This is a genomic window from Thorsellia kenyensis (genome assembly GCF_042432445.1).
In the GTDB taxonomy this organism is placed as follows: Bacteria; Pseudomonadota; Gammaproteobacteria; order Enterobacterales; family Thorselliaceae; genus Thorsellia; species Thorsellia kenyensis.
In genome coordinates this window covers 15270-40879 of sequence record NZ_JBHLXE010000024.1, presented here as the reverse complement: position 1 = coordinate 40879, position 25610 = coordinate 15270, and the positions used below count along the sequence as shown (strand labels likewise).

Annotated in this window: 19 protein-coding genes; 10 read left to right on the top strand and 9 right to left on the bottom strand. The window is 33.9% G+C overall.

The window, feature by feature from the left end:
• Window positions 1-50: 50 nt before the first annotated feature.
• Complete coding sequence (locus tag ACFFIT_RS02250; RefSeq protein WP_385875987.1) at window positions 51-1478, bottom strand: hypothetical protein; 1428 nt, start codon at window positions 1476-1478, stop codon at window positions 51-53.
• 210 nt (window positions 1479-1688) lie between these two features.
• Here ACFFIT_RS02250 and ACFFIT_RS02245 point away from each other — a divergent pair, with 210 nt between their 5' ends.
• From ACFFIT_RS02245 to ACFFIT_RS02205, 9 genes are all read left to right on the top strand, one after another.
• A complete protein-coding gene (locus ACFFIT_RS02245; RefSeq protein WP_385875985.1) occupies window positions 1689-2177 on the top strand; it encodes a hypothetical protein in 489 nt (162 codons plus the stop codon).
• Window positions 2178-2289: 112 nt separating this feature from the next.
• Window positions 2290-3273: a zinc ABC transporter substrate-binding protein ZnuA gene (gene znuA, locus ACFFIT_RS02240; RefSeq protein WP_385875984.1), complete on the top strand. Its 984-nt coding sequence runs from the start codon at window positions 2290-2292 to the stop codon at window positions 3271-3273.
• Between the two features lie 62 nt (window positions 3274-3335).
• The gene (gene znuC / locus ACFFIT_RS02235; protein WP_385875982.1) at window positions 3336-4079 is read left to right on the top strand and encodes a zinc ABC transporter ATP-binding protein ZnuC; all 744 of its coding nucleotides are present in this window, start codon (window positions 3336-3338) and stop codon (window positions 4077-4079) included.
• A 24-nt stretch (window positions 4080-4103) separates the two neighbouring features.
• Complete coding sequence (gene znuB, locus ACFFIT_RS02230; RefSeq protein ID WP_385875981.1) at window positions 4104-4898, top strand: zinc ABC transporter permease subunit ZnuB; 795 nt, start codon at window positions 4104-4106, stop codon at window positions 4896-4898.
• Between the two features lie 204 nt (window positions 4899-5102).
• On the top strand, window positions 5103-6317 hold the full coding sequence (fabB, locus tag ACFFIT_RS02225) for a beta-ketoacyl-ACP synthase I (protein ID WP_385875979.1): 1215 nt from the start codon (window positions 5103-5105) through the stop codon (window positions 6315-6317).
• Between the two features lie 2309 nt (window positions 6318-8626).
• Window positions 8627-10261 carry an IS1634 family transposase gene (locus ACFFIT_RS02220; RefSeq protein WP_385875977.1) on the top strand — a complete coding sequence of 545 codons (1635 nt, stop codon included), beginning with the start codon at window positions 8627-8629 and terminating at the stop codon, window positions 10259-10261.
• Between the two features lie 493 nt (window positions 10262-10754).
• Complete coding sequence (locus ACFFIT_RS02215; protein WP_385875975.1) at window positions 10755-11315, top strand: T6SS effector amidase Tae4 family protein; 561 nt, start codon at window positions 10755-10757, stop codon at window positions 11313-11315.
• A complete protein-coding gene (locus ACFFIT_RS02210; RefSeq protein WP_385875974.1) occupies window positions 11315-11749 on the top strand; it encodes a hypothetical protein in 435 nt (144 codons plus the stop codon). The genes ACFFIT_RS02215 and ACFFIT_RS02210 overlap by 1 nt, the downstream gene beginning before the upstream one ends.
• A 326-nt stretch (window positions 11750-12075) precedes the next feature.
• Window positions 12076-12231: a hypothetical protein gene (locus ACFFIT_RS02205; protein ID WP_385875972.1), complete on the top strand. Its 156-nt coding sequence runs from the start codon at window positions 12076-12078 to the stop codon at window positions 12229-12231.
• 607 nt (window positions 12232-12838) lie between these two features.
• On the opposite strand, the gene ACFFIT_RS02200 is transcribed toward ACFFIT_RS02205, so the two are convergent.
• From ACFFIT_RS02200 to ACFFIT_RS02180, 5 genes are all read right to left on the bottom strand, one after another.
• Window positions 12839-14023 (bottom strand): amidohydrolase, encoded by a 1185-nt coding sequence (locus ACFFIT_RS02200; RefSeq protein WP_385875970.1) that lies wholly within the window; start codon window positions 14021-14023, stop codon window positions 12839-12841.
• A 100-nt stretch (window positions 14024-14123) separates the two neighbouring features.
• A complete protein-coding gene (locus ACFFIT_RS02195) occupies window positions 14124-14582 on the bottom strand; it encodes a hypothetical protein (RefSeq protein WP_385875968.1) in 459 nt (152 codons plus the stop codon).
• Between the two features lies 1 nt (window position 14583).
• Window positions 14584-15396 (bottom strand): DUF3100 domain-containing protein, encoded by an 813-nt coding sequence (locus tag ACFFIT_RS02190; RefSeq protein ID WP_385875966.1) that lies wholly within the window; start codon window positions 15394-15396, stop codon window positions 14584-14586.
• Window positions 15397-15887: 491 nt separating this feature from the next.
• A complete protein-coding gene (locus ACFFIT_RS02185; RefSeq protein ID WP_385875964.1) occupies window positions 15888-16994 on the bottom strand; it encodes an extracellular solute-binding protein in 1107 nt (368 codons plus the stop codon).
• Window positions 16995-17097: 103 nt separating this feature from the next.
• Entirely contained in the window at window positions 17098-18333 is a 1236-nt protein-coding gene (locus ACFFIT_RS02180) for a polyamine ABC transporter substrate-binding protein (RefSeq protein WP_385875962.1), read from the bottom strand.
• Window positions 18334-18830: 497 nt separating this feature from the next.
• Here ACFFIT_RS02180 and ACFFIT_RS02175 point away from each other — a divergent pair, with 497 nt between their 5' ends.
• Entirely contained in the window at window positions 18831-20708 is a 1878-nt protein-coding gene (locus ACFFIT_RS02175; RefSeq protein WP_385875960.1) for a DNA topoisomerase III, read from the top strand.
• Window positions 20709-20855: 147 nt separating this feature from the next.
• On the opposite strand, the gene ACFFIT_RS02170 is transcribed toward ACFFIT_RS02175, so the two are convergent.
• The 3 genes from ACFFIT_RS02170 to ACFFIT_RS02160 form a co-directional block, all read right to left on the bottom strand.
• Window positions 20856-21674, bottom strand: coding sequence for a pyridoxal phosphatase (locus ACFFIT_RS02170; RefSeq protein WP_385875958.1), 819 nt, complete (start codon window positions 21672-21674; stop codon window positions 20856-20858).
• 74 nt (window positions 21675-21748) lie between these two features.
• A complete protein-coding gene (locus tag ACFFIT_RS02165) occupies window positions 21749-22510 on the bottom strand; it encodes an SDR family NAD(P)-dependent oxidoreductase (protein ID WP_385875956.1) in 762 nt (253 codons plus the stop codon).
• A gap of 447 nt (window positions 22511-22957) precedes the next feature.
• A complete protein-coding gene (locus ACFFIT_RS02160) occupies window positions 22958-25351 on the bottom strand; it encodes a hypothetical protein (RefSeq protein WP_385875954.1) in 2394 nt (797 codons plus the stop codon).
• Window positions 25352-25610: the final 259 nt, after the last annotated feature.

Here is a 25610-nt window from a genome sequence, read left to right as displayed (position 1 = left end):
TACCAAAAAAGCCTTAAACTATTATATGAGTAATTTTTTGTGGATATCGGTTAAAAAAACTCATTTATAACCATTGGTGTAAGTAATAAATTTTCAAGTATCTGTAAAACGGTATCTAGAGCCTCTTTTTTTATAATTATTAGGCACATATCATCAGTCCCATTTTCGATAGACAAAACAGCTAAGTTTAACGAATTTAGAGTCTTCAGTATCAGTGAACCGTTTCCATTAATCTCTTCACCTAAATCATCTGCGTATTCATCCAGCTCAGTATCAGAGAGCATTTCTAATAGTAAACGATCTTCTTGGGATAGTTTGGAGCCGATTCTTTCCAGAATATTTTCGGCGATATTAGAACAAAATGGCAGTTCAGCCTGGATAGTAAAAGGCAAAGATTCAAATAGTAACCCCAAAGAAAACGTTGTTTGTGCAAAATAATTTGAATTCGATTTTATCTTTTCAAATGTAATATCTGTAGAGTTTAAGTGCCTTATTTCTGAGCGTTGATTGATAATTTTAAAATACAAATCCGTTTCAATGGTTGAAACATACTCACATCTTAAAACTGCAATTGCCTGTTCAAATACATGAACCTCTTCGGGTATTAATGCTAAATGTGCAGAAATGGTTTGCAAGTTTGATATCAAGGAAGAATATAGAGGGGACTCTTTAAATCCAGAATGCGTTGTCATACTCGTTTGGGTAGTCAAAGTAGAGTCAATAGATTCTTTGCCTGGATGATGGGAGACTCTATCCTCATAATCAGCTAAAATTGTTTTGTTATTATCAAGTGATCTATTGATTGTATTAGCTGGTGTAGTCAGGTTTTCATAGTAAATTTTATTTAAAAAACGATAAATAGAAAAATCCATTCCATGCTCAGATTTTAATTGATTGATCTCTTCCTCTTTATTATCAGGTAACAGAGCGAACAAAAATCCATTATCAAGTGCGTATCCGACAGCCATTAAATTCATAGCAGGTAAATGCTGCCTTATTTGGCTTAGTGTCATCGCACCATCTAAATTATCTTGAGTTTTTTTTAAAATATTGGAAGTATCAATATCATATAAATCCTCAGCATTATTGAGTGCTATTTCAAAGCATGTACTGTCATCTTTATCAATCAAGGTAAAATGGGGCAGTTCTTGCAGTAAACAATGTAATGCTTTATCAATAATTTGCGTTTTTAAGTCATGGGTATTATTTTGTAATTTTACTAAAAAAGCTTCATTCATAGAGTCTTTAATGAGTTTTGAAAAATGTTGATCTAAACTATTTTTCATTAAAAAAGCTAAGCCATCATTTTCTGATGGCGAGTTAAAAGAAAGGACTTGATGAAGTGCCTTAGTTTTGATGGTAGATTCCTCGTAACATAATTGAATAAATCTTTGAATAAGTTCTTCAGGTGTGATCTTGGTTTCTTTGACAGGAAAAATGGAGTTAAAAATATCTGCAAGCAATTTAAATAATGACATACAATACCCTGATGATTAGAGGAAAAATCAATGAATAAAATGTATAGGTTGTGCATGTGATTTTATTTGTTGCTATTCGCTCACCTATAAATTTTAAATTGATTTAATGATTATACCTGTAAATTTAAGTAATTGTGCTTAATTTTACGTTATTCACAATAATACACTCAATAAATATTCATTTTAATTAAATAAAAAGAGTAACTATAAATGACACAATTAATTGATTCAACAGAACTGATTAATGAATTTTTAAAAAAACAATTCATTCTTTCTATAACTTGCCAAGCAAAGACTAACGAAGATAAAGAAACCGCGCTTTGGAGTGCAAATTGTTTTTATGTGACATCCAATAAACGTTGGGAAAAGACGCCTCTTGAAAATCCAATATTGGATTTATATTTTATGAGCAGTATGAAAACACAGCATGCAAAGATGCTGCTTAGTAATCCTTTTGTGTCTGGAACTATCGCTTCATCTACGAGAGAGGTGAAAGATATAGAGGGCATACAATATCTTGCTAAGGCGTTATGTATTAATGAGACTGAAAAGAGGTATCAAGAGCTTTTGGCTCAATATCAATTCGAATTTCCGGAGGCAAAACGGTTGGTCCAGCCTTTATGGCAGTTAGCATTTTATCGGATTAAATATACAAGGAATAGTCCTAACTTTGGTGAGAAATTTCTTTGGACTAGGTGAGGAGATAAAATAATTAATAGTTGCAAAATAAAATGTTATAACATATCATTTTGCTTTGCGGGAATCTTTCCCATTCTTCGATAACCACACGAGTATAATAAAAGGCAAAATTATGTATAAATTGAAATGTAGTTTGATTACGAAAACATTACTTATGAGTTCAGGTTTGTTATTTGCAAACGCGGCAATGTCAACTGTTGTTTCTTCAATTCATCCGATAGGTTTTATTACAGAAGCAATAGCTGATGGTGTGGTTGAACATAAAGTATTGGCTTCGTCTTCAAGTTCTCCGCATGATTATGCGATGAAGCCAAGTGATATTAAATTGCTAAATGAAGCTGAGCTTGTTATTTGGGTGAATGAAGACTTAGAAGCATTTTTAATCAAGCCTATGGAAAATAAAGATGTGTCAAAACAATTAAAATTGAGTGAAATTGAGCAAATCAATGCACTTATTTCTAGAGAAGATAAAGATACGGCATATGCTCATAATGAACATGAACATGAACATGAACATGAACATGAACATGAACATGAACATGAGCATGAAGATCATTCAAATGAAGAGATAGCTCATGATCACTATACAGATTGGCACATATGGATGTCTCCGGAGATAAGTTCAATAGCCGCAGAACAAATTGCAGCAGAGCTTGTAAAAATTTACCCAGAAAAGAGAGAAAAAATTGAGGGTAACTTAAATGAGTTTAAAACAAACATGGATAAAACCATCACTCAAATTTCTTCAAAACTTAATGATGTAAAGGAGAAGCCTTACTACGTATTTCACGATGCTTATGGATATTACGAGGACAAATTTGGATTACATCGTGAAGGAGAATTTACGATAAATCCAACCATTATGCCAGGTGTTCAACAGTTAAGTGAAATTAAAAGTAAGCTTAAAGCAGAAAATATTGTATGTATATTTAAAGAGCCACAATTTAGTCCTAACGTTATTAATGCGGTTATTCAAGATACCAAAGTCAAAGTAGGTTCACTAGATCCGGTCGGGGGAGATATCGAATTATCTAAGAGGTCATATTTTGAATTTTTAAATTCTCTTGCAGATAATTACATATCATGCTTAAAATAGTAAATTAGTTTCATCCCTCCTTCATAATAAGGAGGGAATATTTTCTTGTTAGAGCTTTTATAATGACAAACTTATTACAAATCGAAAATGTGACTTATCAAAGCCATGATAAATTAATTTTGAAAGATATCTCTTTGACTCTACAAAGACAGAAGATTTTGACGTTAATTGGCCCTAATGGTGCTGGAAAATCCACCCTTGTCAAAATCGTTTTAGGACTTTTAAAGCCAACTAGTGGTAAAGTAAAAATCAATAAAAACATCCGTATTGGGTTTGTACCGCAAAAAATTCATCCTGATAAATCACTTCCAATGCAGGTGATCGACTTTTTGAAGTTATCTCCAGGCTTTCAAAAAGATAAGTTAACTTCTTTATTAGAAAAATTTAATATTCATTATGTTATTAAGCAAGATGTGCATAAGCTTTCTGGAGGGGAATTGCAAAGGGTCCTTTTAGTACGTGCACTTTTAAACTCACCTGATCTATTGGTTCTAGATGAACCTATGCAAGGGGTTGACATTACTGGTCAAAAAGAATTATACCAACTCTTAAAAACTATTCGCCTTGAAATGAATTGTGGGATTTTATTAGTCTCTCACGATCTGCATTTGGTTATGGCACAAACGGATTATGTTTTATGTTTAAATCAGCACATTTGTTGTAGCGGTTCACCTGATATTGTAACGAATCACCCAAAATATCTTGCTCTATTTGGTAAAGAAGACGTTGAGCATTTAGCTGTTTATAAGCATTCACACGACCATTGTCATGAGCTAGATGGGCATATTCATCACAATCATAATTAATATAACCAATAAAGAAAAATTATTATGCTAGAAATTTTGTTGCCCGCATGGATAACAGGTTGTATCCTCTCCTTTCTTACCGGTCCATTAGGCTGTTTCGTTGTTTGGCGAAAAATGGCCTATTTTGGTGATACGCTAGCTCATGCCTCTTTGTTAGGTGTGGCTTTTGGACTTTTTTTAGAAATCAATCCATTTTATGCAGTGTTAGGTTCAACTCTTTTTATTGCTATTCTTTTATATAGACTTCAAATCAGTCCTTTACTGTCTATTGATACTTTGCTAGGTATATTTGCTCATAGTGCCTTATCTTTAGGCTTAGTGATTGTGAGTTTGATGCCGAATGTTCGAATTGATTTGATGAATTATTTATTCGGTGATTTATTGGCGGTCGTCTGGGACGATTTACCGATTGTAATGATAGGAGTCTCACTCGGGTGTTTACTTCTTTTTACCCAATGGAAGACTTTAATTGCGGCCACTATTGATAATGATATTGCGCATGTTGAAGGGTATAAAACTGGCCGAGCCAAGCTATTACTTATTTTATTAACCGCTGTTGTAATTGGTTTGGCTATGAAATTTGTTGGGGCATTGTTAATTACTTCTTTACTCATTATTCCTGCTTCAACAGCTCGCCTACTTGCCAAAAACCCTACTCAAATGGCCTTTTTTTCAATAGGCTTTAGTATGCTTTCAATCACATTAGGCCTTTTTTTATCTGCTATGAAAGATACGCCAGCAGGGCCATCAGTTGTTGTTTCGAGTGCATTTTTATTTTCTATTGGCTTGTTTATCCAAAATTTTCTTAAAAAAAGCTAAAAATTAATATTTTTTATTTAAAACATATTTTATTTAATTGCTTGTAATTAAATAAAATATGCTAAATACACCAAAGAAATTTGTGAAAAAAAGTAAAATTAACTTGTTCAGCGTACAACTGTGCGCTAGAGTATGCATTGAGCTTACACGTGTAAGCCTTTTACATGAACAATTAATTAAGATTATAATTTTGGAGTTTTCTAGATGAAAAGAGCTGTAATAACAGGGTTAGGTATTCTATCCAGCATCGGTAATAATTGCCAAGAAGTCCTAGCATCCTTAAAAGCAGGTAAATCAGGTATCACATTCTCTGAAGAATTCAAAGAAATTGGTATGCGCAGCCAAGTGTGGGGTAATATCAAACTTGATACTACAGGCTTAATCGATAGAAAAGTAAGACGTTTTATGAGTGATGCTGCGGTATATGCTCATATAGCTATGGAAGAAGCAATAAAAGATGCAGGATTAACTCCTGATCAAGTTTCCAATGAACGAACTGGTTTGATTGTCGGTTCAGGTGGTGGTTCTGCACGAAGTATCGTTGAAGCAGCGGATGGAATGAAACGTCGTGGTGTTAAAGGCGTCGGACCTTATGCTGTAACTAAAGCAATGTCCTCTGGAGTATCTGCGTGTTTAGCGACTCCTTTTAAAATAAAAGGGGTTAACTATTCTGTTTCTTCTGCTTGTACCACATCTGCTCACTGTATCGGTAATGCGGTTGAACAAATTCAATTTGGAAAACAAGACATTGTTATTGCTGGTGGCGCGGAAGAACTTTGCTGGGAGATGGCTTGCGAATTTGATGGTATGGGGGCGATGTCAACGAAATATAATGATAACCCTGCCGTAGCTTCAAGAGCATATGATAATGATCGAGATGGATTTGTTATTGCAGCAGGTAGTGCGATTTTGATTATTGAAGAACTAGAACATGCCTTGGCTCGTGGCGCAAAAATTTACGCTGAAGTAGTTGGATATGGTGCTACCTCTGATGGTGCAGAAATGGTTTCTCCTTCTGGTGAAGGAGCCGTTCGTTCTATGCAACTGGCTATGAAGAATGTGGATACACCTATTGATTATATAAACACTCATGGAACGTCAACTCCAGCGGGTGATATTGTGGAGTTAGATGCAATTAAAACTGTGTTTGGTGATAGTATTCCACCTATTTCATCAACTAAATCGATGACAGGGCATTCTTTAGGCGGGACAGGTGCACAAGAGGCTATATATAGCCTACTGATGATGGAACATAATTTTATTGCACCAAGCATCAATATAGAGGATATGGATGAATTAGCTAAACCTTATCCTATTGTGACTGAGTACACACCCAAAGAACTTCACACTGTGATGTCAAATAGCTTTGGTTTTGGTGGTACTAATGCTACATTAGTAATGAAAAAGTTTCAAAAATAAACAGAAATATTGGGATAAATTTAATCTCTTTCACCTCTTTTTATCGACTTTATCGACAGATCAAAAAGAGGTGATATTGATAGAAATTCATAGTTATCAAGAGTTTTTCAGTTAGATTGTTATATATTAGTTCTAGTATATTTATACCTCATAAATCTTCTTTAAATACAAACCCAATAAAATCTAGAACCCATTTGAGCTACATTTTGCAACTTCCTGTGTGAAAATAATAACACGATTCATTAGTGTTATTTGAAATGCAACCTATCGCTCAAGCATTAAAGTTAATATGATTTCCAAATTAAATTATGTTGATTTCTCCCTACCGAATATCATCTTTTAAAATTACAGTATGACTTTATTTAAAAATAGTTCAACATGCCTCCTCAAGACATACAAATTTAGCTCCTACCCTTAATTAAAGAGCTTTACAGTGGAATTAATTATGAGATACTCTTTACTTATCGATTTTCGAATTAAGAAGGCTATGAATCTAAACCTCGCATTACAGCGATTTAATCATTTTCCTTTATAATAAAAACACAATTCTTTCCAGGCTCGATATCTATTGGCTTTGTATAAAGTTAATATTCATTATCTTGATCACAATCACGCATTTGATTCTTTCCTGCTATTTCATTCTCATATACTACAACCATTAGGTGAATACAATTTCTAGTTTTAATACGATAAAATTCCTCATATTAATTTGTTTACATTAACTAATATCGAAGAACCCTGTGCTCAATAAGGCTCAAGTCTCTTGCTAATCATTAGCGAACGACCAATAGTGATTTTCTCTCTCTTTATCTGGATCTAATTCAAAATAAATAGTTGTACCACTACCAGAACACATTTTTAGGTACTTAGATTGAAAAATAAATGGCAATTTCTTTTTGGTAAAGAGTATTATTTATTCTTTTCAATATAGATACAATTTGAAAATCAAGTACACTGTATTTAATCCACATGGGTTGTGGGTAACTCTGTTAATTACTTTTTGATAAGCATAGGACAACATGGAAAAATAAGGGGAGGGGCTGTGTGATTGTTTTATAAACTAAAAAAATTGACATGAATTATCTTGTTATTTTTCAATAAAATAGTTTTTTTTATCGAATTGTAATTTTCATTTCTAACCCTTAGATTTTTCATTTTATACACACGCTTGAATTGTGAATAACAATAGGAGGATTTTGCTTACAAATAAAATTTATTTATACTAAATTGAAATCAAGAGGCAGATTTCAGTATTACTACTAGCCCAATCAATAGAAATTATAATAATTTTTTTCCTGTAACTAGAATTAATTTCATTATAGTGAGTACCTAGTTCAAATACGTCAAAATAGCATCGTTTAGTTTTTTTATTTAATGCAATAACATAAAAAATACTGACTATCTTATTGAATAGATATAAGTTGTGGATAACTCTGTTAATTACTTATTGATAAACATTAGATAATCTAAAAAAAGATAGTGTAATACCCCCATTTTTAACTCAAAATTGAATAGTTTTAAAAGATGCTTTTTACAATATGTGAATTATCCTTCAAAGGAAGTTGTCATTATTGATGAAAAGATATGGTGCTTCATATTTAATTCACATTAAATGTGGATAACTCTGGGAATATCTTTGTGATAAGCATTGTAAAAGCCCATATAGCAACGCATTAAAATAATGGTTGTTTTATGAGCATTATATTGAATTGATTATTTAAGGGCTCATTGCTAGTGGGAAAGTAACTAATTCTAGAGGATTTAAATAGATTTCTAGTCACTTTAGACTAAACTAAATTAATCCACAAAACCTGTGGATAACTCTGTGAGTTAGTTTTTGATAACAGGCTAAAGCCTAATGTCTTTAAGCATTATACGTAGTAGTCTGTTTTATCGCCTATCAAATGAAATTTGTTAAAAACGTTTTAAATCAAAAGGTTAATTTATTTTCTAGGTGTGTTGAATTTGTGTACTTTATAAAATATGTTCCTTAGGTCTAGTTAAGAAGAAAATAAAAAAATGTGAATAACTAAATTAGTCAAGCTTATTTTTTAGTAAAAAAGGTTGATTTTCATATTTTAATTAGAAAACAAATGATAGATACAACAATATAGATGTAATATATAATGAGATTTTGCATCAACCTTTTCAAAAATTGATTTAAGTGTTGTTTGATATTTTTATCCCACATTCCGCTGTTCAAAAAATGATTAATTAAAAAGTATTTTTGTGATATTTGTCACTATTTTGGTTTAAGTTATTGATATTTTTGATAAAAATGTTCGATTATGACTTTTTGGATGGTGATTATGAACTTTGATAATGTTGACGTATATGATTATGGGCATCTTGGATTGGTTGCTGGTTTTATTAAACAAGTTGGGTTAGTTGACTATATTGATCGCGTCATTCCTAAAACTAAGCTATGTCATGTCAGTCATGGTCAAGCAGTTGCAGCGATGTTGCTTAATTCGCTAGGATTTCATTCTCAATCTCTCTACTTAGTCCCCGAATACTTTTCTGATAAACCTATTGATTTACTGATTGCGCCTGGGATCTATAGTGAGCATCTGAACGATGATGTGCTTGGCCGAACCTTAGATGCCGTATTTGATTATGGTGTCTCTTCACTCTACAGTGAACTTGCAATTAAAACGCTTAATACCCTAAAAATTACCCCTAAAGCGATAAATCTCGACTTAACTAGCTTCCATGTCGATGGGACTGCTTACAATGACAACACGTCTGGTGATACTGATAAATTCATTCGTATTGTCCAAGGATATAGTCGAGATCATAGGCCTGAGCTCAACCAAATAATTCTTGCATTAATCACCGAAAATCAAGCTGGGATCCCAATCTATTTGGAAGCACTCATTGGTAATGCTGAAGATAAATCGACTTTCCAAGATATCATTACATCTCAGTTAGATTTATTAAAAGCTGCTGAGAATAGTCAATATTTAATCGCTGATTCAGCCCTTTACACTAAAGCGACTATCCAGTCTTTGCATGAGAAAAATCGATACTTTATTACACGAGTCTCGTCAGTTTCAAATGATGCCAAAGCGGTCAGTAACCGACCAGACTTAGCCGCTTTTATGCCTATTTGTGATGGATATGAAGGATATTACACAGACAGCAATTATGCAGATGTTCCGCAAAAGTGGCTCGTCATCCGCTCTCAAGCTGGACGAGAACGTGCACTCAAGACTTTTGATAAAGATGTTGCAAAAGGCAAGTTGCGTGAGGAGAAACAACTTAGTAGCCTCATGAAGACAAACTTCTCATGTGAGCACGATGCCTTGTCTCGCTTAGAAGAGTTCAAACGTGAGTTAAAATACACTGAAATCAAAGATTACCAAATCAATTCAATCGCTCAATATTCAGGTCGCGGAGCACCTAAAAAGGATGCTGAGCCCGTCGGTTATAAGTACACGATTACAGCGAATCTAGAGATTTGTGAAGCAAAGCTAGAGGAAGCCAAGCTCAAATTAGGCATATTCATCTTAAGTACGAATGATATTAATAATACGCCAGATATGCATGAATTATTAAGCTTATATAAATCCCAGCAGAGAGTCGAGAGAGGGTTTAGATTCTTAAAAGATCCTTCATTCATGACCTCATCATTTTTTGTTGAAAAACCAAGTCGCATAGAAGCGTTATTATTTTTAATGACCACAGCACTGATGATTTATGCTGGTCTAGAGCATCAAATCAGAACGACACTCAAAGAGAATAAGAAAACCGTCACGAATAGTATGAAGAAACAAACAGATAATCCAACGTTGAAATGGTTGTTTTTGAAATTCACTAAGATTAAATGTTTGATAGTGGACAAAACAACTGTGTATATCAAGGGTATTGATGAAGAACATAGACATATAATTAGACTGCTAGGAGAACCCTACGAGTCAATATATAGAGAGGTTAAAAAATGACCATTTTTAACCTAAGAAATAATTATAAAATATAGTGCGGAAAGACAGGTAATAGTTACGGCAGAAAAAGTACTCTTACTCAACTGCTAAGGTGCCTATATCAAGATTTCGGGTGGCAATGTTGAAATTGGGGCACCGAATGATATGTTGCTTAAAAGTCATTCAGTTCAAGTATTGCCTAAGGATAGTTTGCAGATACCTGTACCTGAGCTACCTTCAAATTTGGAACAAATAAACGTTAAGAGAGTGATACCATTGTATTGGACATATGGTGAAGATCAAATACCTGTTAGAGGAAACTCACGGCATTATTCAGATTTAAATCTACATGCAAAACGAAGAATTATCAACTAGGTGAAATGATTGAAATTTAACTTGAAATAGACGATGGCATAATTAGGTCTTATCAAGAGCAAGTTGGAATAGATGGCATTGTAGTTATTAGGAATATATTTCAAGATGAAACGATTAAATTGTTTGAGGAGCGGGAGTAATGGTTAGCGTCACTGTACGATCTGGTAATGTAACATCAAATTTGAATGTAAGAAGACCTCGTTGGAGTAGTGTCTATGCGAGGTATCCGAAAACAGCGGGTGGAATTGATTTTGAAGATGACTTGCCTTCAACTAGAGTCTTTACAAGAATTTTTGGCAGTGGATATAACACTGACGATTTTACAAATGCATGTGCTACTCGTGTATCTCTAGCATTACTTTCAGGTGGGATGAAAAATGTTACTAATCGGATAATGATTTCAGAAAAAACGCATGAATACTATGGTCGTTTTATTGAATCAGGAGCGGCTAAGTTGAAAAATTATTTAGTTAAATCTTGGGGGCAACCTGACATATTGATAAAATTTCCTGTTACTGAAGATCAGGTAAAAAACGAGTTAAACGGCAAAAAAGGGGGGTATATCATGATTCCTAAATTCCCTAGTCAATTTGGTGGTAATAGTAGGCATGCAACATTAAGGACGGGTAAGCGCGTGATAGGAGATCATTACTATATCGGCGAAAATACACACGCAATTTATTTTTGGGAGTTAAAATAATGAAAAAAATACTTATTATTTTGTTCTTTGGGTTTTATTCATTGTCTATCAGTGCTGATTATGATCAAAAAATGACTTTTGATGAGATGATAAATGAATATAAAATTTATTCACTTGCTCTTTGTATTAAAAATAATTATGAAAAAATGGGGGTGGATTTTAATCAACTGCCACTCAAAGATATTACAAGAGGCTTTATTGATATTGATGCTGGTTTAGGTTTTGGTGGGAACGGTAAAACTACTAATGTGCTAGAGGACTATATTCAAATGAAGACGGGACATTTTTATCAACCTGTACATAAAACAGGGGATATGGCATCAACTAATATAGTCATCTATCAATTTGCGGATTTTTATGAGTCACAAGAGCTTAAAGACTTTCTTAAAAAACAAATTGAACTGAGATTACTCGAGCTCGGTGAGGATGCCTGACGTTGAAAGGTTCGAGGCTCATACAGACCTCTATGGATCTGAAATTAACAGCCTATCAAAGTGCAAATTCAAAACTTCAGCATAAATTCAGTCAGGTCTGTAAAAGTTCGGTTAATACATTAATTATTAATTAGAGAGCTTTGTATAAGTGTAAAAATTATCATCACATGAAAAAGTAGTGTAAATTCATAGCAAAATGCAGTTATTCTGCATGTAGGGGCCAAAATTGTTTGTGAATGATGATTTTTTGTTTACTCAGTAAAGCTAGCAAACCCGTTCACTTGAAAGAAAGTGGGAACACCCTGACTAAGGGGAAGTTAATCCGAGTGACACCAAAAGTAGGCGCTTCTATGCGAGGGCTACACTTTCAAGCGGTTGGGGCTAAAGGAAGTCATACTAAGTATATGGTACATAACGATAGTGAACCGGGGGCCTATGATAGATGGGTAAGCGTGCAAAATAGCGCAAAGCCATATACTTAGTCAGAACTATTATATGCTTGAGGATGGAGCCATACACAGGGCGTCAGCACAATAACAGGAGAAACCTGGCACTGAATCCTTTTTTTAGTGGACAATTTATCTCAAGACGAAAATCAAGAATAGATTGAGTGTAAGGTGGCAGATGAAGCCGTAGTAGTGAAAAATCTCTTGCTAATAAAACCGAGTGATCGCGTGGAGGATCAAACGAGAGAGACTTTTGCATTGAAGGATTAAAAGTTTTATAGAGGACAAAAACTGCTTACACTAAAGCGTGTTGGTGAAGAGCATAGGCATATTATGCGACTGTTAGGCAAACCTTATGAGCTAATATATAAAGATATTAAAAAAATCGTTCTTAACCTAAGAAATATTTATAATTTATGGTGTTAAAAGATGTAAATATGTCCAATATGATTGGATTGTTATTAAATTGAAAGCACAATAGCACAATAGCACAATAGCACAATAGCACAATAGCACAATAGCATAAGAATAGAAGAGGCATATTAAATAGCATAAAGAGATCTGGTTAGATTTCTCTCTATTTACAACTCTTGGCAAATAAAGAGAAATCCCAAAGGGACTAATAGTAGAAAATTAAAGAAATCTATTTGTTCATTAATAAATGATTAATGATTCCTACATGAAAAGACACTCCCACTTGCATTGCATCTTCATCAATCTTGAATTTAGGGTGGTGAACATTAAACGCATCACCTAATTTATCCTGGCTATGTACTCCTATCATTAAAAATGCGCCAGAAACTTTTTCTAAATAAGCTGAAAAATCTTCTCCTCCAAACATAGGGTGCTCAAAGGATTGAACTGTATATTCTTTAAAATTGTTCTCTAGCATTTCCTTTGCAATAGAACATGCCTTAGGATCATTTATACCTACGGTATATCCAGGGGTCCACTCAATTTTAGCCGTTGCGCCATAGGCACTACAAATACCATTGACCGTTTGTTCTAGTAATTTTGGAACTTCTTCTCTTATGGATTTATTGTGTGTTCTTAATGTACCTGCTAGTTCAGCTGAATCAGGAATGACATTGTAGCTATTTCCTGCCTGTAGTTTAGCGACTGTTAAAACTGGGGCAAAGGTAGGATCGATACGTCTGGATATGATAGATTGCATTGAAGTTACTAGATTTGCTGCGATAACTACAGAATCTATGCTATTTTGAGGCATTGAACCATGCCCCCCCTTGCCTTGAATTTTTATATCGAAATTATCGGTAGATGCACAGAACACACCAGGTTTTATAAAAATTGAACCTGTAGGGGCACCAGGCCATACATGAAGGCCATAGATCATATCTACGCCATCTAATACCCCTTTTTGAATCAATTCTTGAGCGCCACCAGGAGGAACTTCTTCTGCATGCTGGAAAATAAATAGTACTTCACCTGAAATTGAGTCTTGTAATTGAGATAAAACCTTAGCAGCCCCCATAAGCATAGCAGTGTGAACATCATGGCCACAAGCATGCATCACATTTTCTTTTTTGGAGCAGAATGAGACTCCACTTTCTTCTTGTAAAGGCAGTGCATCAATATCCGCTCTAAGCGCAACTGTTTTTCCTGGTTTATTACCTTTTAATCGTGCTATTACACTATTAGGTGTTAATTGGGTTAACTCTAAATTACTAAATTGGGATAATTCATTAAAAATAAATTTGGCTGTTTCAAACTCTTGAAATGAAAGCTCCGGATTAGCATGGATGTGTCGTCTCCATTTCACCACATCTTCTTGTACTTCCTTGATCATCATTTTAATTGTATTAGTCATTAGTATTCCTTTAATGTATAGATAAAAAAATTGCGATAAAACCACTGCATGGCAAGGTACGTTTAAAGTAAATATTGAAAAAATATACTGAATGTAAGGTTTACCAATTTAAAGTAAAGTGAGCTAATATTGCGGAAAATATAAATGTACCACTAAATACAGCAACCGCCACAGGTATGATTTTCCAAGATAATTGCTTAAATAGCCCTAAGTCCTTACCAACAGCAAGTCCTGCAAAAGCAAGAACTGGTGTACTTACAGAAGCAAAGCTGATGTTATTGGCATAAAACAATATCGTTTGTTGCCAAGGAAAAAAAGGTGATGAAAGGTATATCCCTAAAAAAGATATCCAGACGATATTCGGCAATAACTTAAAATAAGGTAATAAACCGATTAAGTATCCTACACCGGCAATTAAAGCAATTATTAGCATAGCTATTATCGAAGGAATGATGGGTTTAGAATAACCAATCAAATTGCCTACGAGTATAATCCCAGCCATTAAAAAAATTAACAATAACATTTCAGTGATTTGTTGACTTTTGGCTTTTATGTTCATTTTAGTCTCCTGTAGCGGTAGATTCAAAACTCGTTGCACTGTTCTGGCGTCTGAATAGCTTTTTAAAAACACCATATAATTTTTCAGCTAAAGGCAGAGATATCCAGATATAGATATACATACCAAGAAGGCTAGAAAGCGTGTTTGCAGTTAATGCAATTGCAGTGATTTCTTCTTTTAACTCAGGATAAAATTCAAGGATTGAACCGGTAGCTGCGGTCATCATGCTTCCACTACCTACACCAGCCCCCATAGCAAGCGCTAGAGGATTGAGGATATCTAATTTAGCAAATAAACTGGCAATAATAGACACAATAATAGCACCAAACAAAGTACCAATTATATACATCGCCATGACTCCTCTGCCTTCTGGGCTATCCAAGGAGTACTTATTATCAATTATAGCAATATTATTTTCACGACCAATACTGTATGTGGCTCCAATGGCTTCTCTACCCATACCAAGAGCGACAGCTAAGGGCAAACCAAGTAAAATGGTGCCTGCAAAATGGCCTAATTCTTGAACTAATAAGGCTGTAGAGGCTTGTTTAATAATATTAAGTTGGGGGCCAATCGCAAGACTAAATCTTGCCACAAGTAGCATAAGTACCACTGACATTGCAATGCTTGCTTGCTTCATTTGTTTTTCATTCAAAATTTTGAATTTGGGTAAACTTATTAATCCACCTATCAGCATAGCGAAAATCATAGGAAGGAGCAATATAACTCCCAGTTTAACTGTACCAATAAACTCTGCTGTAGCCACAGTAAATAGACCTAAGGAGTATACTCTCCAATCTTTAATTATATTCATAGGCATCCCTAAAATTATCTGTTAGTTGTTAAATTTACGCTCCTTTAAAATAGCATGGAAAGTAATTGACGTAAATTGACAGTTTCAAAAATGTGAATTAAATAACGACTTTTGTTGTTTAGCATGCAATTATGTTTTAAAAGATTAATATTGTTTAGGGCTGTTTTTCTTAAAAGGAATTATTGGAGGATGATGTTAGGTAAGATATGGCATTAAAAAAAACAGACGGTATATCTAGACAAATCTTTTTTCTTACCACTCCGTTATTTTAAGTTGCATGCACAGATATATTCCGATGCCTATTGAGTAGATCTTATGCGATCTAAAAACATTTTTATTTATTCCCGTTATGCATATAAATAAAATTAACGATGATTATATTAAATTGGAAATATTTTAATTTTTATGTGGTAGAATTTTTTGTTGGGTTTGGATAAAAATTAAAGAGGATAAGGCGCTTTATTCATAACGTCTTATCCTATATTTTATGACTATTTAGCTGTTAAAATTTCAGTCCATAACCGTGTAAGTGTTCTTTCTAACTTAGGTTCTTGGACGGTCAGTGCAAATAGTCTACTCTTAACGTCTTCTGGTGGGGTGATTCCTTGATGAGAAAGTAAATCGTCAGATAAATAAGGTGATGCATTTTTATTCGGGTTTCCATAGAATACAAAATTAGCAATGTCCCCGATGACTTCCGGCTTAGCCAGATAGTTTAAAAATTCATGGGCTTCATTAACATTTTTTGCATCAGAAGGGATTGCAAATACATCAAAAAAAATAACTGCACCTTCTTGAGGAATAAAGTAATCTATGATGTTTCCATTTTTAGCTTCTTCAGCTCTTTGAGCTGCTTGCATTACATCGCCACCCCACCCTATGACTGCACACACATCTCCATTTGCTAAATCAGAGATAACAGAGGAAGAATTAATATATTTAACATATGGTCTAACATCAGAGAGCAATTTTGCGGCCTCTCTGTATAATTTTTCATCTGTTGTATTTGGGTCATGTCCTAGATAATGAAGTGCAGTTGCGAAAATTTCAGTGGGATCATTCACCCATACCAAACCACATTGGCTGAGTTTTTTTGCATTTTCTACATTAAAAACCATATCCCAACTATCTAATTTCACCTCTTCGCCAAAGATAGCTTTTACCTTTTCTGTATTATATCCAAGGCCAGTAGTAGACCATAGATAAGGAAAAGCATACTTATTTTCAGGGTCGTGCTTTGCAACCAGTGTTAATAGTTGTTCATCAAAATTATGCCAATTAGGAATTTTTGATCTATCCAGGGGTTGATAGATACCTATATCAATTTGTCGAGCGATAAAATTTGATGTCGGTATAACTAAATCAAATCCGCTATTCCCCGCCATGAGTTTGCTTTCTAATATTTCGTTTGAATCAAACATGTCATAGTTAACTTTGATTCCGGTCTCTTTTTCGAAATTTTTAATCGTATCAGGTGCAATGAAGTCAGACCAATTATAAATATTTAGCACTCTCTCTTCTGCATGCACAGAGGACATAAATGCTATAATATATAAAGTAAATAGAATTTTTAATGCGTGATTTTTCAAAAGAAGCATGAGTGAATCTCCTTATGTGAGTCAATATTTTATATAATAGATTATGTATTGAATTGATAAAATTAGTGACTCCAAATTAAAAAATTAATTTGGAGTCAAAAAACTACTTAGTTGTGATCACATCTGTCCATAGTCGTGTTAACGTCCTTTCTGTTTTTGGCGATTTTACAGAAAGTGAGTAGATCTTTTCTAAGATTTCTTTAGGTGGATAGATGTTTGGATTATTGACGATTTCTTGATTCATTAAAGGTTTAGCATCAAGATTGGCATTAGCATAAAAAACATAATCGCTTATCTCAGCAATCACTTCAGGTTTTTGAAGATAGTTTAAGAACTCATAAGCCTCATCAACATTTTGTGCATCTTTAGGAATCACTAAGGCATCAAATGCACCTAGAGTACCTTCTTTGGGAATAAAGTAATTGAGTTCTACTCCACGATTGGCTTCTTTAGCACGCGATATCGATTGATATAAGTCCCCCCCATAGCCAACTGAAACACATACATCACCATTAGCTAAATCGCTTATGTAACTAGAAGAATGGATATATTTTACATAAGGTCTTACTTTAGCAAGCATTTCAGCAGCTTTTTTATAGTCATCAGGATTTTCACTATTCGGATCGAGACCTAAATACGTCAAAGCCATAGAAAACATATCTTCAGGGGCATTAAGCCAAGTAATACCACAAGTTTGAAGTTTTGAAGCATTTGCCTCATCAAAGATTAAAGACCAACCATCAGGGATCCCTTCTTTGAATATCTCATTTAGCTTTGTAACGTTATATCCAATACCTGAAGCAGCCCACATATAGGGCATAGCATAAGTATTATCGGGGTCATCTTTAGCAAGCAATGCCATCATATTAGGATCTAATTTATCAAGATTGACCAGTTTATTTTTATCAAGAGGTTGATAAATACCAATGTCAATCTGTTTAGCGATAAAATTTGATGTAGGTACAACTAAATCAAATCCAGTATTTCCAGCCATAAGTTTACTTTCTAATAATTCATTGGAATCATAAACATCATAAGTTACTTTGATCCCTGTTTCTTTTTCAAAATTAGCCAGTGTATTAGGAGCAATATAATCAGACCAATTATAAATCTTAAGAACTCTAGGTGAGTCTTCAGCGAAAGCGGTTTGACTAATTAGCGCAGAGCAAGAAAACAAGGATAGGGCTATGAATTTAGTGCTTATAGGTTTAAGCTTTTTTTTAAATCGGATATTAAATGAGCTTAACGGTCTATTAGAAGACTCTAGCCTACGCACACAAGAGGTAGAAAATAAATGAGATAAAACAGTTTTGTTATCAAAACGGAATAGTTGCAGCATGACCTGTAACCCCCCAAAAAAGATTAATGTTATGCTTCCTGAAGAAGCCTCATACAGTATGTTATTATCACCTTAGTCATAAATTATTAGATTGATGAGATGATCTCATCACACATTTTATTGCTTCATAAAGATAATCTCGTACAAAAGATAATTTATGAATAGGAAACAATAAATCTGCTCAGGCATTATGAATGAAACGATTAAAAATTAAAGTCTTTTTTGCAAAAAAAGCAAATTTGTTGTGAAAATGTTAGAATAGAAAGGTTTTAGGGCTACTGCAACTAATTAAGTAAGTCATAGTGAGAAGAATTGAATAAACTTTAAGAATTTATTGCTTAAGTTTAATTTTATGGGTTTAATTGCAGAAGAATAAAAATATAGTGAAAGAAAGTACAGAGTACAGAAACTGAGGGAATAAAAACATTTGCAGTATGAACAATATCAATAAAAAAATCGTATTAAAAAACATAAATATAAAAGGAATTAAGAAATAAATGCGTCTATTTATTGCAGAAAAGCCAAGTCTTGCAAAAGCGATAGCAGGGGTCCTTCCAGGCCCATTAAAAAGAGAAAATGGTTTTATTCGAGCATCGAATGGTGATGTGGTAACGTGGTGCATAGGCCATTTATTGATGCAAGCGAATCCTGAAGTATATAATTCGAAATTTAAAAAATGGCAATTGGTAGATTTACCGATTGTACCTGAAAAATGGATATTACTGCCTAAACCTGAAACTGAAAAGCAATTAATGGTCATCAAACAATTGTTAGGAAAAGCAGAACAAATCATTCATGCCGGAGATCCTGATAGAGAGGGGCAATTGCTTGTTGATGAAGTTTTTGGTTACTTTCAATTAGAAAGTGACAAGAAAAAAAACATATTAAGATGTCTAATAAATGATTTAAATCCATCAGCCATAAAAAAGGCACTGGATAAAATGCGTTCTAATACAGATTTTATTCCATTATCAACCTCTGCGTTAGCTAGAGCAAGAGCCGATTGGTTATATGGAATAAATATGTCAAGAGCTTATACGCTACTACTAAAAAAAAGCAATTTTAGTAGCCAGCAAAGCACGATTTCTGTAGGTAGAGTGCAAACCCCTCTGCTGGGTTTAGTCGTCAATAGAGATAATGAAATTGAGCACTTTCAGCCTAAGGACTATTTTGAAGTAAAAGCACAAATTTTTGACAATGAAAGTGCAAGCCTTCAAAATTCAGAAGCGTTTTTGTTTGAAGCACTATGGCAACCCAGTGAAGCATGTCAAAATTATCAAGATGAAGAAGGGCGATTATTAAATGAAGCGTTAGCTTTGCATGTTATCAAGCGTATTGAAAAGCAATATGCACTTGTAACAAACTACACTGATAAAGATGAAAAAGAAATAGCTCCTTTACCATTCTCTCTCTCAAGTTTACAAATTGAGGCGGCTAAAAAATTTGGTTACAGTGCACAGCAAGTATTAGATGGATGTCAGCAATTATATGAAAAACATAATTTGATTACATATCCTCGTTCAGACTGTCGCTATTTACCAGAGGAGCATTTTTTGCAAAAAGAAGATGTGATGGCGGCAATTTTTATGCATAGCCGAATCAATGAACTACCTAGTAATGCAAATTTAACTAAGGCAAATAGAGCATTTGATGATAAAAAAGTGGATGCCCATCATGCTATTATCCCAACTGCTAAAAAAGGTAATGTCCATTTATCAAGTATTGAATCAAATTTGTATGACTTAATTGCCAGATATTATCTTATTCAATTTCTTCCTCCAGCGGTGTACAGACAATGCCAAATTGAATTAGAGATAGCAGGGGGGAAATTCATTGCCAAGTCAAGATTTTTAAAAGAGATTGGATATGGTGTAATGTTAGATAAAAACAGTAAAATTTCAGCTCAGGAAGAATTAGGGCATACTTTGCCGAAACTTAAAAAAGGTCAGAAACTGTTTTGTTTAAAGGGTATATTAATGATAAAAAAAACTCAACCGCCAAGACCTTTTACTGATGCGACTTTGCTTTCAGCGATGACTAATATAGCTAGATTTGTGCAAGATAAATCCTTAAAAAAAGTCTTGAGGGAAACTGATGGACTAGGAACTGAAGCGACTCGAGCAGGTATTATAGAATTACTTTTCAAAAGAGAGTATCTCATCAAAAAAGGAAGAAATATCCACGCGACTGAGAAAGGGAAACTACTGATTAGATCTTTACCTGATATCGCAGTAAAACCAGATATGACTGCCCATTGGGAATTAGAATTATCAAAAATTAGTGAAAAAAACAGACGATATCATGATTTTATGGATCAGCTTAATGCCACACTATATCAATTAATAAACAATGTAAAGAATGAACATATTTATTGACCAATCAAACACCTTCCTTACAGAGGCTTTCATTAAGCCTATTTTAAGAAGGTTTAAACTCTTCACTTATGTTTTCTCGTACCTAAATCATATTTGTTGTGAAAAGGCTATCTTACTTTAAATAAGATAGCCACAAGGTAATCATTTTTAAAAACAATAGTTTCTGATCGTTTCAGCGATACTGTCTGAATTATTATCCCCAATAATTAAATCAGCAAATGCTTCTACACCTTTGGCATGGTTACCCATGGCAACCCCTAAACCTGCCATTTCAAGCATTGAAACATCATTAAAATTATCGCCAAAAGCAATTACATCGTTCATTGTTTTACCCAAAGATTCCACATACTCTTTTAATCTTGGTCCTTTACCTGTTCCAGGCAATGCAATATCTACTTGATTTTCCCAAGACCATAAGCATTGTAGCTTAGCTTCAGATTCCACAGCTGCAACGAAGTTTTTAAGTGCACTAATATCGTCCCATGCAACAGAAAATTTCCACAACTTATTGTAAGATTCATAGGCAGTTAAAAAATTGGGATACCATTTAAATACCTTATTGAGTCGTTCATCATGTGCTGAATCCCAGCCAGCAACTCTTTTTGCGTGAGCCTCTTTATTACTGTACAACATAACATTGTCAACATAGAGGTAAAAAGGAATTTGATGTTGTTTACCTAGATGAACCATCCTTTCAACATCGGCATGGGAAACAGGGGTGCTAGCTACTACTGAGGAATTCAGAATATCGTATTGATAGACGCCGTTACAGCATATTGCATCAGTTGTTAATCTTAATTGTCGGTGGTAGTCAATCATAGTAATGTGATGACGCCCGGTCGCAATAATGACAGTTAGGCCTTTTTTTTGGGCTTGAGAGAGTATATCTAAAGAGACTCTGGATATGACTTTATTGTCATTTAGTAGTGTTCCGTCTAGATCAAGTGCTATTACACTGTATTTCATTAATCATCCTTTTTTATTGTTTAGTCACCGACACGTGATTTATTTTTTATACGCCATTAACAAAGAATGAATTGTTATTTTCTTTGGTTGGGATCACTGTAAACTTGTAGTCCAGCAGGGGATTGCGACACAGGCATCATTTCTATTGCATTAATGTTTACATGTTTAGGTAGCGTTGCAATCCAATATACAGTCTCACTTATATCATCTGGCATCAGAGGGTTAGTTTTCTCATATAGGGCTTTTGCTTTATTTTCGTCGCCTTTCATCCGAATGATTGAAAATTCAGTACCACCTACAAGCCCTGGTTCAATATCTGTGACCCGAACACCTGTACCATGTAAGTCTACACGAAGGTTCATCGAAAACTGTTTTAAAAAAGCTTTGGTTCCGCCATAAACATTTCCCCCAGCATAAGGATATAATGCTGCTGTAGAACCCATATTAATTATTAACCCGTTTTTATTGCTTATCAAAGAAGGTAAAAAAGCATGAGTAACATTAACAACACCTTTTATGTTCGTGTCAATTGCTGTATGCCACTCTTCTAAAATAGCATCTTGGGCTTTTTCTGTGCCAAGAGAAAGACCTGCGTTATTAATGACAATGTCAAAAAAACCAAACTCAATGAGACAACGTTCAATGACTTCTTTTGTTTTAATTGAATCAGTAACGTCAAGTGTAATGGGGTGAAAGTTATCGCCGAGGTCATTTTTTAACTCAAGTAATTTATTTGAACGTCGCGCAGTTCCTACGACTAAATGTCCTTCTTTTACAAACTTAGTTGCTATTGCTTTGCCAAAACCAGAGCTTGTACCTGTAATGAATATTTTCATAATTTTTTTGAGAATATAAGTGTAACTTATTTAGGATAGCACCTTTTATCCATCAAAGAGAATAAAAGCAGTTCTCAACTCCTTATGCTACATAAGCTATCTTGATTTAATAATATATTCATCTCATATTAGCATTTGAAATGAAGTAGTTCAACTCTCTTAATTTAGAGCAAGAATTCATCTTGAGCTATGATCTTATATCATGGTAAAACCCTGAATAGATAAATCTAAACTACACTGTGTATACTTGCATATTCACAACGTAAATCAATATGCAGATTTTGGCATTACTTACCGCCCATCAATAATGCATTGAAGAAATATCTGCTTCAATAGCATAAACTAATTTCTGTATAGCAGCGCAGTTTTATTCAGTAACGATAGTTATCTAGCCCTTTGAAAGTGGAAACGAACTTGTCAAAGGGCTTCTATGTAAAAGTTTACTTTTTAATAATAAACTATTCTTAATCCTTGTATATAGGTACCATCTTTTCCTACTGTCCCAGAGGAATAAACTATCCAACCGAATACCTTGCTTTCTATTTCGATTGATTTAAGTCTAGTTTCTAAATTGCTTACTATTTGATTTCCTTTAAAATATTTTTGTTTGGTTTGACCATTTTCTACTACATTCCATACAAGGTCCTTAATTAAGAAACCTTCTTTAAAGTAAGGGGTTCCTTTGATACTCAATCCACTTATTGAAGTAATATTATCATCAAAATTAAAAGTATTTGAATTATTTAATGTTACATCTCCACCTAATTTACCGCCAGGACCTCCTGCAATTACTTGATTATTGTCTGGATCTCTAATTCCATCCCAAATCGCACTACCATAAATTTTTATAATTGGGTAGGTTTCTGCTGATATTATTGTTTTAAATTCACTTTCTGTGCCCGTAATATCCGAGAGTTTAGATTTTACAACTACAACTCTCGATGTTGTTTCTATTCCGTTATATTTAAAGGTAAGTTGCGCTTCTTCGCCGATTGAATCTTCTTGCGCTCTCATAGTATTACCATCTACAATTTCAATACGAGGATTATCAATTTTCCATGTACCATATTGGGTAACTTGTATCACTTCATCATTTGAAAAATGAGCAAAACTTTCTAACTTAATAGGAACTAAATCACTCAAATTGATGGTTTCGCCATCAAAAATTGTGATTTTATCAATGGAAGGCAATCTATTTTGTACAGAAAAACCTTTATTGCGACGTTCAAATTGATCATTTGGCACTATTTCTAATCCAAGTGTTTTCCCAATAAGTTCCATTGACGGAGTAGACAAAGCAGGTACGATGCCACTTTCGATAATATTTCCTGAAGACAGTTCCTTTTTGTCTCCATTTTCATCAATATAATACCAGTTAAAAGAGGAATTATCTTTAATCTCCTCTACACCATAATTATTAAATGTATAAACAGCATTGACATTTTGTGTAAAACTTGGCGTATTCACAAAGCGTAAATCACTCACTGATGGATAATTCAATGAAGCAGGTATATCAATTTTTGTTGAGATACCTTTTAAATCTGAGGAGTCAGTTGGCTGAATAATAGCTTGTAAAACCTGACCTATGTCATTTTCACTAATGACATATTCTACATCAGGTTGTTCTTCACTGACTTTTCCCTTTGAAAGTTCTGTTCCACTGGTCTTATTGATCCATGAATAGGTTGATGAATCATTCAAGTTTTCACTTTTGCTAATAAAATCATATTTTATGATAATTTTATCGCCTATTTTTGCAGTATAGATTGGAGGGACTGTACTCTGCGTTGAAGCATAAAATATTTTAGCATTTTCTATATTAGGTGCAAGAATCAATGTGTTTGCAGAATGAGTGGTATCAACTGTTACAGGGGATCCTATAGCAATCAATCCTTTTTCTTTTTTTATTGGTAGGATTGATACTTCATATATGTTGCCAATATTTGATTCAGTAAGTTTAGGCGATAGTGCTGAGTTCATCCATTTGTCGTTGTCGATTGTCGCTTGTGCATGAGTTGAACCCAATTCTCCCCACCAAAACCGGCTAATTTCAGTATATTCCTCCGATGTATTAGCGATAAAATCATACTTGGCTTCAATTTGTTCATCAATACCAAATCGACCGGATAAAAATAAATTTTCGATTTTAGGTACTTCTATCAGAGGAATAACTTCTTCACCGATAAAACTAGGATTAAGGCCGATTTTACTTCCCTCATTAATTTTTTGATTATTTTCAGGTGTTGTAATAGGTGTTTGTGCAAAAAAATGATTTAAGTCCCATAGATAGATCATCGGACCTTCAATTGGATTACCTTCTAGAGTTTTAGGCTTATAGCTAAGCCCTATTCGTTTTCCAACGGCTTCTTTAGGTATTTTTAATGAAGGAAACAGGGATTTTTCATTAGGTGGTAAGATCGTATTGTTAAAACGTTCATTATCGATGACAGTATGTATTAATTCATCCCAACGATTGACTTCATTCCAAGAGGTGTTTTTAGGTTCAACGATATACCATGTAAGCTCATTAGGATCTATTAAACACGCATCATCATCTGAATCCTTTTGCTGGAAAAAAGAATCTCCAGTTTCGTGAGAATGGCATTCAGTAATTGGAATATAAATATAAGTTCCTTCAACATAGGCAGGCTCAAAGTTTTCATCAAAAATATCCTTTCGATACTCGGCTAAAACTCCAAGTGATCCAATATAAGGAGCGTTACCAACAATAGGAATTGTCACGTCAGAATATCCATTTTGTTGAACTGCATAAGCAGGGTGCAGCAAAGTGATAAGTACAGTTAAAAATAAATTTTTATAAAAAGTTTTAATATTATTCATCATGTTAATTATTAAATTGTTGATTTGATTTCAGGAAGTTATTTTAATAGTAAAAATAGAATATTAGCAGATTGTATCTAGTGGTAATCGTTAAGATTTCGACAATACTTGTAAAGGATGCTGAGATGTTTTTTTTACTTTAACTACTTTAAAAGTTGCAGGCATTGAGTAACGAAATACTCGATCATAATGAATTGACAATCAATTTATTACAGAAAAAGCAACACGGGTGCCAGAAGGGAATTCCTTACAAAAAAAT